Annotated in this window: 14 protein-coding genes; 11 read left to right on the top strand and 3 right to left on the bottom strand. The window is 45.2% G+C overall.

Annotated features, from left to right (window positions below; translation table 11 throughout):
• Positions 1-5 precede the first annotated feature (5 nt).
• On the top strand, positions 6-1,406 hold the full coding sequence (locus FNC98_RS01630; protein WP_143579624.1) for a M20/M25/M40 family metallo-hydrolase: 1,401 nt from the start codon (positions 6-8) through the stop codon (positions 1,404-1,406).
• Between the two features lie 92 nt (positions 1,407-1,498).
• Here the strand turns inward: FNC98_RS01630 and FNC98_RS01635 are convergent, their stop codons facing one another.
• Positions 1,499-1,999, bottom strand: a complete 501-nt coding sequence (locus FNC98_RS01635; RefSeq protein WP_143579625.1) for a fasciclin domain-containing protein — start codon at positions 1,997-1,999, stop codon at positions 1,499-1,501.
• Positions 2,000-2,502: 503 nt separating this feature from the next.
• On the opposite strand from FNC98_RS01635, the gene FNC98_RS01645 reads away from it, so the two are divergent.
• The gene (locus tag FNC98_RS01645) at positions 2,503-3,369 is read left to right on the top strand and encodes a TraB/GumN family protein (RefSeq protein ID WP_143579626.1); all 867 of its coding nucleotides are present in this window, start codon (positions 2,503-2,505) and stop codon (positions 3,367-3,369) included.
• Between the two features lie 75 nt (positions 3,370-3,444).
• On the opposite strand, the gene rraA is transcribed toward FNC98_RS01645, so the two are convergent.
• Both rraA and rpmE read right to left on the bottom strand, forming a co-directional pair.
• A complete protein-coding gene (rraA, locus tag FNC98_RS01650; protein WP_143579627.1) occupies positions 3,445-3,930 on the bottom strand; it encodes a ribonuclease E activity regulator RraA in 486 nt (161 codons plus the stop codon).
• A 142-nt stretch (positions 3,931-4,072) separates the two neighbouring features.
• Positions 4,073-4,285, bottom strand: coding sequence for a 50S ribosomal protein L31 (rpmE, locus tag FNC98_RS01655; RefSeq protein WP_143579628.1), 213 nt, complete (start codon positions 4,283-4,285; stop codon positions 4,073-4,075).
• A gap of 339 nt (positions 4,286-4,624) precedes the next feature.
• On the opposite strand from rpmE, the gene priA reads away from it, so the two are divergent.
• From priA to FNC98_RS01700, 9 genes are all read left to right on the top strand, one after another.
• On the top strand, positions 4,625-6,841 hold the full coding sequence (gene priA / locus FNC98_RS01660) for a primosomal protein N' (RefSeq protein ID WP_144035415.1): 2,217 nt from the start codon (positions 4,625-4,627) through the stop codon (positions 6,839-6,841).
• Positions 6,842-6,943: 102 nt separating this feature from the next.
• Entirely contained in the window at positions 6,944-7,546 is a 603-nt protein-coding gene (locus FNC98_RS01665; protein ID WP_143579629.1) for an SPOR domain-containing protein, read from the top strand.
• Positions 7,547-7,691: 145 nt separating this feature from the next.
• On the top strand, positions 7,692-8,210 hold the full coding sequence (gene hslV / locus FNC98_RS01670) for an ATP-dependent protease subunit HslV (protein WP_143579630.1): 519 nt from the start codon (positions 7,692-7,694) through the stop codon (positions 8,208-8,210).
• A 17-nt stretch (positions 8,211-8,227) separates the two neighbouring features.
• The gene (hslU, locus tag FNC98_RS01675) at positions 8,228-9,556 is read left to right on the top strand and encodes an HslU--HslV peptidase ATPase subunit (RefSeq protein WP_143579631.1); all 1,329 of its coding nucleotides are present in this window, start codon (positions 8,228-8,230) and stop codon (positions 9,554-9,556) included.
• A 44-nt stretch (positions 9,557-9,600) separates the two neighbouring features.
• Positions 9,601-9,966, top strand: coding sequence for a gamma-butyrobetaine hydroxylase-like domain-containing protein (locus tag FNC98_RS01680; protein WP_143579632.1), 366 nt, complete (start codon positions 9,601-9,603; stop codon positions 9,964-9,966).
• Between the two features lie 48 nt (positions 9,967-10,014).
• On the top strand, positions 10,015-10,362 hold the full coding sequence (locus FNC98_RS01685; protein WP_260680408.1) for a YbaN family protein: 348 nt from the start codon (positions 10,015-10,017) through the stop codon (positions 10,360-10,362).
• A gap of 186 nt (positions 10,363-10,548) precedes the next feature.
• The gene (locus FNC98_RS01690) at positions 10,549-11,070 is read left to right on the top strand and encodes an RNA polymerase sigma factor (protein WP_144035416.1); all 522 of its coding nucleotides are present in this window, start codon (positions 10,549-10,551) and stop codon (positions 11,068-11,070) included.
• 2 nt (positions 11,071-11,072) lie between these two features.
• On the top strand, positions 11,073-11,591 hold the full coding sequence (locus FNC98_RS01695) for a hypothetical protein (RefSeq protein ID WP_143579634.1): 519 nt from the start codon (positions 11,073-11,075) through the stop codon (positions 11,589-11,591).
• Positions 11,592-11,603: 12 nt separating this feature from the next.
• Complete coding sequence (locus tag FNC98_RS01700; RefSeq protein ID WP_143579635.1) at positions 11,604-12,557, top strand: DUF4097 family beta strand repeat-containing protein; 954 nt, start codon at positions 11,604-11,606, stop codon at positions 12,555-12,557.
• Positions 12,558-12,758 lie beyond the last annotated feature (201 nt).

The following is a 12,758-nucleotide window of genomic DNA, read 5'->3' on the forward strand; positions in this document are numbered from 1 at the left end:
ACCTTATGTTTAACCGCATGCCTCGTATTGCCGCACTGGCAATTTTCGCATTGAGTACATTTGTTGCTCGTGCCGAGTTTCTCAATGAAGCAGAATTACAGCAATTACAAGCGTTGAAAGAGACTACTTTAGAATCTGGCCTTTCCTATGAAATTTTAGAATCACTGACAACAGAAGTTGGTGCGCGAATGATAGGTACTGAGGGTGACAAACGTGCCATTGCCTGGTCGGTACAAAAGATGAAAGATCTGGGCTTCGATAAAGTCTGGACCGAAGAAGTGACCCATTACCAGTGGGTTCGTGGTGACGTTGAAGCCAAAGTAATCGCACCGTTTCCGCAACCTGTCGTAGCTATTGCGTTAGGTGAGAGTGTAGGCACTGGCGAAAAAGGGATTCAGGCAGAAGTTGTCCACTTTGAAAATTTTGATGCCCTAAAGGCCGCTGAACCAGGAAGTCTGGAAGGTAAAATTGCGTTTGTCGCTTACCGCATGGAGCGTCATATCAGTGGCAAAGGCTATGGTAAAGCGGTTGGCGCGCGGGTATTAGGAGCCCAGGTTGCGGCTGAAAAAGGCGCAGTAGCCTTTATGATGCGTTCGGTGGGTACCGACGATAACCGTACCGGACACACTGGCATAACTCGTTATAAAGACGGTGTTAAACGTATCGCCGCTGTAGCCTTATCCAATCCAGATGCAGATATGCTGGTAAATCAGTTTAAGCGTAATAAACCGGTAGAATTTTTCCTGAAGGTGACTGCGGTACGTAATGAAAGAGTGACTGTTAAAGGTGCGAATGTGATCGGAGAAATCACTGGCTCTGAATATCCGGAGCAAATCGTTGCTCTTGGCGCTCACCTGGATAGCTGGGATGTTGGAACTGGCGCGGTAGATGATGGTTTAGGTATGGCAATGATGATGGCGGCGACGTCGCATATTTCTAAGCTTTCTGAACGTCCAAAACGTACGATTCGAGTGATTCTTTTCGCTGGTGAGGAAGTTGGCCTTCTCGGTGCCAGAGAGTATGTAAACGTGCATCAGGATAATCTTAAAAATCACGTGATTGGTGCAGAATGGGATTTTGGCCTGGGTCGTATTTACGAATTTAAAACCGGCGTAGGCGCTGAAGCTCTAGCAGGAGCTCGGGAGTTTGCTCAGGTTCTGGCGCCTCTTGGCGTATCCTTCAACCCGGTGAATAATGCTCAGGGTCAATCCGATATGAGTCTGGTGACCCAGCAAGGTGTTCCTGCAGCTCGATTTGCTCCGGATGGTTCCAGGTATTTTGATATACACCACACCATGAATGATACCTTAGATAAGGTAAATCCTGATGATTTACGCCAGAATACTGCGGTATACACCATGTTTGCATACTTTGCCGCGCAGACGGGTATCGATTTTCGCAAGTAACGAAACGTATCGTTAAAAAGACAATGACAAAACGGCCTGGCGGCCGTTTTGTCATTCTACTCCGCATTGATGCGGATTAGAGAATCCAGAAATTATTCCTGAGGCATAATTACGGTGTCGATCACATGGATCACACCGTTTGAGGCCTCAATATCGGTCGCTACAACGTTAGCACCATCAACCATTACCCCGCCTGAATCAGCTTTAATGGCAATATCACCGCCTTGCACCGTTGTTGCAGAGTTTAAATCCACCACATCTGCAGCCAACACTTTACCCGGTACCACATGATATGTCAGGATGGCGACTAATTTATCTTTGTTTTCCGGCAACAATAAGCTGTCCACGGTACCTTCTGGTAATTTCGCGAACGCTTCGTTAGTCGGAGCAAACACGGTGAAAGGTCCGTCGCCTTTCAATGTGTCGACTAAACCAGCAGCCTGAACAGCAGCCACCAGGGTCGAAAAATCATCGTTGCTGGCGGCGACGTCGACAATGTCTTTTGAGTCTTTGCTATAACCGCCGCCGGCTAATGTCATTGCAGAGAACAGAAACAAAAATGCGAGGGCAGGGACTTTCAATAACGTTTTCATGGTTTTTTCCTATGGTCGTTAATAATTTATTTAGCGCCTGATGAAGAACCTTTCTCCAACAGATTTTGACCCTGGCCTCACGTCCGTTAGATGCAAGGTCGTTACGCTGCGTACCTCTCCTTTACGATTGGATAATTCTACTGGATTAACAACTACTCACGCTAAACGTAACAAAATGTTAACTTTTAAGGTTTTCATTGATATAGGTCAGGGTAATTTCCCGGTTATCTTTCAGCTAGACTGGTTTAATATGTCGTATCCAACTGTCTCCAAACTTTTCACTGACTCCGGATCTGCAATGGCTGAAAAAAACAGCCAACCTTAAGGAAACCGATTCTAACTGGGCATTTGCACTGCGAGCGATACTGACTATCTGATATATTTTTCCATAACGCCATGATATCGTTATCAATGTTTCACAAAACTGTTTTACAATAAATGAAGTTCACACCGATATTCGAACATCAAAACCAATTCTGGTTATTCATTGAAAAGGAAAAAGCATGTCTAATTTATGGAAGTTCAGTGTCGCGATTTCTCTGTCGCTAGTTGCTTTGTTTGCATCGGCCAAATCGTCGGTTTGGCAGGTTACCAAAGACGGGCAAACTGTTTATTTAGGTGGCACTGTGCATGTACTGGCACAAAGTGATTATCCCCTACCGGAAGAATTTGATAAGGCATACGACCAATCTCAGATACTGGTTTTTGAAATGGATATGAGTGCGACGGGTACACCTCAGTTTCAACAGGCGATGATGGAGAAAATGATGTATACCGGTGGCGGCACTTATGCGGACGATTTAAAGCCTGAAACCGTTAAACGTCTTGATGCATATATGGCTGAGCGTAACCTTCCGGTTGATAACCTGAAAGTGCTTAAGCCCTCGATGTTATCGGTTACCTTGAGCATGTTGGAATTACAACGTTTAGGTATTTTCGGTGCTGGTGTGGATTTGTTCTATACCCAACGTGGTCAGGCGGATAACAAATCTTTTGCATTTCTTGAGTTACCGGAAGAACAGTTGGATTTCTTAGCGGCGCTAGGTAAAGGCTATGAGGATGAGTTCATTAATTACACTCTCGACGATATCAGCAAAATTGGCGACATGATGACCGAAATGAAAACTGCATGGCGCACCGGTGATAGTGATGCTCTATATAATTTAGGTACTAAGGATTGGAAACAGAAGTTCCCACAATCTTATCAGTCGCTAATCGTTGACAGAAATAACAACTGGATGGATGACATTGAGGGTTATTTCAGCACCAAAGAAGTGGAATTTGTTTTAGTCGGCGCTTTACACCTGGTTGGTGATGAAGGCGTTCTAAAGCAGTTAGAGGATAAAGGCTATAAGATCATTCAGCTTTGATTGCCCGAATATTAGAATATTATGACAAAAAGGGAAGCTAAGCTTCCCTTTTTGTTGGTTAATTTATTTCAATACTTATTCAATATCCAGAGGATCCGGGGAAAGGACAATGCCAGTGTTGTCGGCATAGATGTGATCTTCCGGTAAGATAGTTACACCTGCAAAATTTACCGCTACGTCGGTTTCGCCATCCTCATTATCGGTAGCACCAACCGGGATTGATATAATCGCCTGAATGCCAATGTCAATCTCTTCTAATGCATCGACATCACGGACACTACCGTAACAAATAATGCCTTCCCAATTGTTTTTCGCTGCCGCATCGGCAATATAGGCATCAATCAAGGCACGACGAGAAGAGCCGCCGCCATCAACCACCAGGACTTTACCGGTACCGTCACTTTCAACGATTTGGGTGATAAGGCCATTAGCTTCAAAACACTTTACCGTCACCACCTGGCCTCCAAAGGAACTGCGGCCACCATAATTACTCAGCATTGGCTCTAATACATCGACCATGTCAGTGTACAGGTTACATAATTCTGAGGTGTTGTATTCCATGGAAATCTCCGACTTTAACTATTTCACAGTATAACGTGGTAAGGATAAGGTACAAGGGTTTGTAAATAGAATGTGAAATTAGTGGCTGCGAATACAAAAAAAAGCGCCATCAGGCGCTTTTTTCGGTTTTGCTGTTCGGCAATTATTTTTTGCCCAACATACCAAAACGTTTGTTGAACTTGTCAACACGACCACCGGTCTCAGCAGCTTTCTGCTTACCAGTGTAGAATGGGTGACACTCAGAACAAACGTCCAGGTGAATATCTTTGCCCAACGTTGAGCGAGTTTCGATTACGTTGCCACAAGAACAAGTTGCCTTGATAGCAGTGTAATTTGGGTGAATACCGTCTTTCATGGAAAACCTCTGTTTTAAGGCCGTATCGCCATCTGATCCAGTGCCAGATACCATACGAGTTATCAATAAGGGGGCGAATAATACGGGATCATCTCGCCGCGATCAACTAAAAACGTTAAAAAATAGCCAATTTTAGCCCTGTAATTCACTTTGTCGATAACCAGGCAGGAATTAGTAGGTTTTTTTCGCGTTAGGCAAACTGAGACCACCTGCAATGGGCCACATCCGATGATTGCCAATTCTGAACAATCGGGTCAGAATAACAGACATTGTAAACCTACCCCAACAGGGACAGTTGTTCATATCTGCTGAGTAACTTAAGGACAGTTTTTGAGTCAAATGCCGCGCTTTTTTAATATTGCGATACCTGTACCCATGCGTCAGACCTTTACCTATCGTTTGCCCGAGCGTCTGCAGGAGCAAAGTATTGAGGTTGGCGCCAGAGTTCTGGTACCTTTTGGTAATCGCTCGCTGATAGGGGTAGTTTTATCAGAACAGGCAGACTGTGAGCTTGATGCAGAGAAAATTAAAGATGTTCAGGGGATATTGCCGGCAGAGAGCCATCTGAACGCCCAACAGGTTAAATTTTTACTGATCTGTGCCCGCTATTACCATCACCCCGTTGGTGATGTATTTTCCCAGGCACTTCCGGTATTGCTTCGCCAGACCAATGAAATCGATTTGCGCCAACCCTTATGTTGGCAAGTTGATCCGCAGTTATCGCCTGAACAACTGCAGGAAAAGCTGGCAAGCATTGCTAAAACGGCTATCAAGCAAAAAGCATTATTCTCTTTGCTGCAAAAACAAGGGGCGATGACCTGGCCCCAGATTCGCTTGTCCGGATTTACTAAATCGCAATTAAACGCTCTGATTAACCGGCAATTATTAGTTGAGTCGCGATTACCCAATAACGTATTTCAATTCGATGAAAATGTTGTCGCGACTGAAAACCGACTGCAATTGACCACAGAGCAGGCGCTTGTTGTCAGTCAGATTACTCAACATCTGAACCAGTTTTCCTGTCATTTAATCGACGGTATTACTGGCAGCGGCAAAACCGAAGTGTATTTACAGGTCATGGAAAAGGTATTGGAGCAAAACCAGCAGGTGCTGGTGATAGTTCCGGAAATCGGCTTAACCCCTCAAACTCTGCATCGTTTTGAGCAACGCTTTAATGTTCCGATCATGTTACATCATAGTGGTTTAAATGATGGTGAGCGCTTGCAAACTTGGCAGTCGGCCCGGCTAGGTAGTGCGGCGATTGTTTTAGCGACTCGCTCCGGTGTATTCACGCCAATGCCAAACCTTGGTCTGATTATTGTTGATGAAGAACATGATGCCTCATTAAAACAACAGGAAGGATTTCGTTATCACTGCCGTGATTTGGCGATATTGCGAGCACAGCAACAACAGTTGCCGGTTATCCTCGGCAGTGCCACGCCTTCATTGGAATCTTTACACAATGCCAAGGCCCAGCGTTATCATTATCATCAGTTAACCCAGCGACCAGGCAGTAGTAAGTTGGCTACCATGCAGTTGGTGGATGTTTCCACTCAGCCATTGGTCTATGGTTTATCGGCGCAGGTGCAAAAAGCCATGCAGGCAACGCTGGAAAAAGGCGAGCAGGTTTTACTGTTTTTGAATCGTCGTGGTTTTGCTCCGGCGATTTCCTGTCAGGAATGTCATTGGATTAGTGAATGCCAGCGCTGCAACCGGCCATTTACCTTCCATCACAATCAACAATTGTTGGTCTGCCACCATTGTGGCAATCAAAAGCGAGTCGAGCGCCAATGTCAAAATTGTGGCAGTGTGCGGATAAAACCTCTGGGGCAAGGGACGGAACAACTGGAACAGCGACTAGAAGAATTGTTTCCGCAATTTAATTCCGTGCGAATCGACAGAGATAGTACACGCAGAAAGGGAGAGCTGGAGAAGCACCTGGAAGCCATTGCTAATAATGAATACCAAATTCTGGTTGGTACCCAGATGTTGGCCAAGGGCCATCATTTTCCGAATGTGACCTTAGTGGTGATGCTGGATGTCGATGGCGCACTCTTTAGTTATGATTTTCGGGCACCTGAGAAAATGGCGCAATTACTGGTTCAGGTCGCTGGTAGAGCCGGGCGAGCCAGCAAGCCAGGCCATGTATTGATTCAGACCCATTACCCCCAGCACCCTTTGCTTCAGGACTTAATTAATAACGGCTATGAACATTTTGCCCGATTTGCATTGATGGAAAGACAGCAGGCGATGATGCCGCCTTTTACCTTTCAAGCACTAATAAGAGCTGAAGCCAATCATGGATATTTGCCGGAGCAATTTCTTCGCGATATCACCGCACAAATAACAGATAGCGATTGTGCTATGTGCGGACCGGTAGCTGCGCCAATGGAGAAAAAGGCGGGAAAATTTCGTTATCACCTGACTATCCTTGGTAAAGATCGTCAGAGTCTTCATAAAACCACTAATCGCTTTATTCATTATGCTGAGCAACATGCAGATAAGAATAAGGTTCGTTGGCATGTGGATATCGATCCTCAGGATATGAGTTGGTAGAAATTTTGACCGCTTTGAAATAGCCAAGAATAGTGCTGTACATTCGAAACAGGTTCGATAAAATTGGCCTTAGGATCAAGGTAAGATCAAGTTCGAAACACAATGGCTCACAAAGACTATATTTCCAAGACTCGTCCAAAAAAGAAAAGTAACCCGTATCGCAAAAAAACAGCGGCGAAAAAGCGTGCGCCTGTCGATTGGGGATTTCGCCTTAAGCTTGTAGCTTTACTGGCTATCGTCGGTGGTGGTGTTTATTTTCTTAATTTTATTGATGAAAATCCGGGACCGCTGGCGGAACAGGGTCAGTCTATCGAATCACAAATTGCTCAGGTTCAGCAACAGGCTCAGCAAAAATCGCAACAAGAAGAAGATCCACTTCCGGAAAAACCTGAAGAGGAACTTGCGTTCTGGACCACCCTTCCGGAGAAAAAAGTTGAAGTTAACGGCGGCTACGAAGTCTCTGATCCGAAAAAACGTAAGCTCCAATGTGCGTCTTTGCGTTCTCGTCAAAGAGCCGAAGAACTGAAAGCAAAGATAGCCTTTACCACGGGACAGCCCTCAGATGTAATTCGTAAAGAAGGTTCAAACGGCGTTCTATATGTTGTGCAGCTTGGACCGTTCGAAAACAAACGCGCCGCAGAAAAGCTAAAGCACGAGTTGCGCAGTAATGGAATTAATTACTGCATTATCTACCCCTGGTCTTGAAATCCAGCCTGACCATTCCCACATAATCTACTATGTCTTTATAGGCCGTTGTCGGACACTCTGACAGCGGCTCTCGTATATTGGGTTATTGCATGAACAGGGCGCAGCCAGTTTATGAACGAACCGAACTAACAAGGGGTCAATAGTGACTACGATTGTTTCAGTACGCCGTGATGGCAAAGTATGTATTGGCGGCGATGGCCAGGTTTCTCTTGGCAACACGGTAATGAAGGGCAACGCCCGTAAAGTACGTCGTTTGTATCATGACAAAGTTTTAGCGGGTTTTGCCGGTGGTACCGCCGATGCATTTACCCTGTTTGAGCGATTTGAAAACAAATTAGAAATGCATCAGGGGCACCTGACCAAGGCGGCGGTTGAGTTAGCGAAAGACTGGCGCAGCGACAGAGCACTGCGTCGTCTTGAAGCTATGCTGGTTGTCGCCGATCACACCGCTTCATTAATCATCACCGGTAATGGTGATGTGGTGCAACCGGAAAATGATCTAATCGCAATCGGTAGCGGTGGCAATTATGCCCAGGCGGCGGCGACAGCGTTATTTGAGAATACCGAACTGGGTGCTCGTGACATTGTCGAAAAGTCTTTGAAGATCGCCGGTGATATCTGTGTGTTCACCAACCAGAATTTAACCATCGATGAATTATAGGTTAAGGAATTAGTTTAATGTCTAACATGACTCCTCGTGAAATCGTTCACGAACTTGATCAACATATTATCGGCCAGATGGATGCGAAAAAAGCCGTAGCCATCGCTTTAAGAAACCGCTGGCGTCGGATGCAACTTGATGATGAGTTGCGCGCCGAGGTAACACCGAAAAATATCCTGATGATAGGTCCAACCGGTGTTGGTAAAACCGAAATCGCTCGCCGTTTAGCAAAACTTGCAAAAGCGCCTTTCATTAAAGTTGAAGCCACTAAATTTACCGAAGTCGGTTATGTCGGTAAGGAAGTGGAAACCATTATCCGTGATTTGACGGATATGGCGATGAAAATGACCAAAGAGCAGGAAATGCAGCGGGTTCGTCATCTTGCTGAAGAAGCGGCTGAAGAGCGCATCTTGGATGTTTTAATTCCTAATCCTCGCAACAGCTTTGGAGAAGAGCAGGAAACTGACAATTCTTCGACCCGTCAGGTATTTCGTAAAAAGCTTCGTGAAGGCAAACTAGACGATAAAGAAATCGAAATCGACATCATCCAGCCACAGGTTGGCTTGGAAATTATGGCGCCTCCGGGAATGGAGGACATGACGTCGCAATTACAAAGCATGTTCCAGAACCTTTCCCAGGATAAGAGTAAAAAACGTAAGCTTAAAATTAAAGATGCGTTTAAAGCTTTGCAGGAAGAAGAAGCATCGAAACTTCTGAATCCAGATGAGTTGAAAGAAAAAGCCTTAGAAGCAGTCGAACAACACGGTATCGTGTTCTTGGATGAGGTAGATAAAATCTGTAAGCGTGGCGATACCTCAGGTCCTGACGTATCCCGTGAAGGTGTGCAACGTGACTTACTGCCTTTAGTTGAAGGCTCTACGGTATCTACTAAGCACGGTATGGTTAAAACCGACCATATTCTGTTTATTGCATCAGGCGCTTTCCAAATGGCCAAACCTTCCGATTTGATCCCGGAGCTACAGGGCCGTTTGCCAATTCGCGTGGAACTAAAAGCTCTAACCACGGAGGATTTTGTTCGCATTCTGACCGAACCTAACGCGTCATTGACCGAGCAATACATTGCCCTGATGGCAACCGAAGGTGTGAAAATTGAGTTCTCGGAAGATGGTATCCAGGCGCTGGCAACTGCCGCCTGGCAGGTAAACGAAACCACAGAGAACATAGGTGCTCGTCGTCTACATACGGTAATGGAACGCTTGATGGAAGATTTATCATTCCATGCCGATGATCACAGTGGTAATCTGGTGACTATCGATAAAGCTTATGTACAGAGCAAACTCGATATACTGGTTCAGGATGAAGACTTAAGCCGCTTTATCTTGTAACCCGGAACTTTGAATCGGCTCCAATCTTACAAAGGAGATAAGCCATGGCGGTCACTGAAATTGTTCATAGTAAGAAACAACGAGAGCTTACTTTAACCTTTAATGATGATTTCAGTGCAGCGCTGAGCGCAGAATTTTTGCGGGTTTATTCTCCTTTGGAACAAACTTCGGCTAAAGGTAAACCGAAACCACCGGTTAGCAACAAAAAGTTAGTGGCTATCACGGCCATCGATAATGTTGGTAAGCACGGCTTGAGAATCCATTTCGACGATGGTCATCAGGCGGTATATCGGCATTTATTGTTACAGGAATTTGCTCATAATAAGCAGCGTTTATGGCAGGAATATCTGGATGCGCTGGCCGTTACCGGCTATACCAGGGAAGCAAATATCGAAATTAAACAGCTGTAGTATTTTTCGATGTTCAGTCGTTACGCATATTTAATCTTAGGATTATTGATGGTTGGCCTCGCCACTCTCGGCGCCATCTTGCCGGGCCTCCCCACGACTCCTTTTGTGCTCGTCGCCGCAGCCTGTTTCGCTAAGTCCTCCCCCAAACTCCACAATTGGCTTCGCAACAATCGGGTATTTGGCCCGTTAATCAAAGACTGGCAACAACACCGCTGCATCAGTGGCAAAACTAAATTCATCGCCGTATTGATGATCCTTGGCTTTGGCAGTTACAGCTTGTTCTTTGCCTTAGAAAACCTTTGGCTCAAAATTACCATCGGCATTTTCCTGGGCATAGGCCTGACGGTTGTGCTTAGCCTCAAAACCTGCCCAACCTCCGATTCCAACCGCTCTTAACAACAGAACCAACTTTCTTTTTGAACAGCTAAGCAAATTGGGGCTGACCCCGGAGAAAACTTTTAATTTTTTTCATTTCGCTTTAAACCTTTTTGTCAGATACTGCATCATAACTAGCAAATCAATGATTAAGTTAAGAATTCAGTGACCATATCAGGACAACAAACCGTGATAGACGCACAGCAAATGTTTGCTTCTAAACAGGAGCTGGAATGGATTGAGCTGGCGAAAAGCGGCGACAGACAGGCGTTTCAACAGCTCTATCAGCTGCACATTGGCAAGGTATATGGCCTGTGTCTACGGATGCTGGCGGATCGCGAACAGGCTGAGGATGTGGCGCAGGAAGTGTTTGTGCAGGTGTGGTTGAAGCTCGATAACTTTCGCGGCGACAGCAAGTTTTCTACCTGGTTACATTCAGTGGCAACCAATACGGTATTGAGCCATCTGCGCAAGCAGAAAAACTGGATGCAACGGATGTTCTCTATTGAAGAGACCAATACCAGCGAGCCAACCATTAATGAGCATCCGGAACTATCAGACCTGGATAAAACCATTCTGAAGTTGCCGGAAAAAGCCCGCCTGGTATTTGTGATGTTCGCGGTTGAAGGTTACCGCCATGAAGAGATAGCCAGCATGTTAAATATGGCCGTGGGATCGAGTAAATCCCATTACCACAGAGCAAAGAAATTATTACAGGAGTGGTTGTGATCATGAAAGAAACCATGAATGAACAACAGCTACAGCAGCAAATCGATGACTTATCCGCGGACATTCAACCGCAGCGTGATTTATGGCAGGGCATTGAACGTGCCATCGAGATGAAGAGTCAGGAACAGGATAAACCTACTGCGAAAAAAGATAACGTTGTTAACGTTAATTTTCAGCCTTATGCCTGGGCCGCATCTATTGTCCTGGCGGTGGTGGTGACCTTTAGCTATCAGAGTCAAACCGAACAGGTACCAGAGTTAACCGCACTCGAAGTGATTGAGCAACAGTACCTGCAGGAAAAGCAGAATATGTTGGTGAGTTTTGGTAAACCGGACTTGAGCAAACTGCCACCGAAAATCAGCAAACAGTTTGATGAAATTCAGTCGGCTCGCGAATCTTTGCTGACCGCCCTTGAAGATGATCCGCAAAATCCGGATTTACTGAATCTTCTCAAGTGGACCCAGCAGCAGGAACTGAATCTGCTTGAACAATTATACAGCCCGAAATGGCAGACCATATAAGAGGTTAACACAATGCGCTTTATTTATATTCCAATACTTTTTTCGACACTGATTACCTCTGCATTTGCTATTGAAGATCGAAACGTCGATGTCCGCTTACCCGCAAGCGATAACGTTACAGTGGTTATTGAAAATATGCGAGGTCAGGTAGAAATCATCGGCGATGACAGCGAGGAGGTTTGGGTAAAAGGAATTATCGATGAAAAGGCGACGGATTTTATTTTCGAACAGAAAGGCAACACCATTTATGTTCAGGTGAAAATGCCTTCGCAGATGAATAGCAGCTTTTGGAACTCCGAACAGAGTGAGAGTGATTTCACCGTGCGTTTGCCAGCTGATGTAAGGGTGAGATTTGCGGGCGTATCTTCTGACGTATCGGCAGAAAATCTGATTCAGGCGGTTCACTTGAAAACCGTAAGCGGCGATATTGAAGGCAAACAGCTGGCTGAAAGAGTTCGCCTTGAAACCGTCAGTGGTGATATCGATAGTGTTGATCTAAAAGGTAAAATATCTTTATCTACGGTTAGCGGCGATATTAAAGACAAGAATTCCAACGGGTTAGTTGAATTAAATGCAGTGAGCGGCAATATCGACGCTAATGGTGAAGCCAAAGAGCTCATCGCCAATGTGGTATCCGGAGATTTACAAGTTAACTATCAGGGTTTATCTAACTTAGCGTTATCTAGTGTTAGTGGTGATGTTGATGCAAATGTGGTGCTTTTGGATGACGGTATCGTGAAAATGTCTTCGGTAAGTGGTGATATCTCACTGGTGATGCAAAAAGAAGCCAACGTAAGCGTTCGAGTCGATAGCAATGCTGGCGGTAAAATCGTTAACGGTATCTCAGATGATAAAGTTGTTAAGGCGAAATATGGCCCGAGCTCTCGCCTTGAAACGCAAATTGGCACCGGTGCCGCGTCTGTTAAAGCTAGTACGGTGAGTGGTACGGTTCGAGTTACTCACTAGTTAACGGCTGATTCACAATTTCAAAAAGCCCCGTCAGGGGCTTTTTCGTATCTGATTTAAAGCGAACTATCAGCAATCCATCAGAAACCCATCCGTTTCAATTGTAAAAAAATATAAAGATGCAAGCTGCTGAATTAGCATCTTTTTTCGAAAATACAAGTGTTGAATTAATCACTTTAATTACAGGCACATCAGAAAATT

The organism is Thalassotalea sp. PS06 (assembly GCF_007197775.1).
Taxonomy (GTDB): Bacteria; Pseudomonadota; Gammaproteobacteria; order Enterobacterales; family Alteromonadaceae; genus Thalassotalea_A.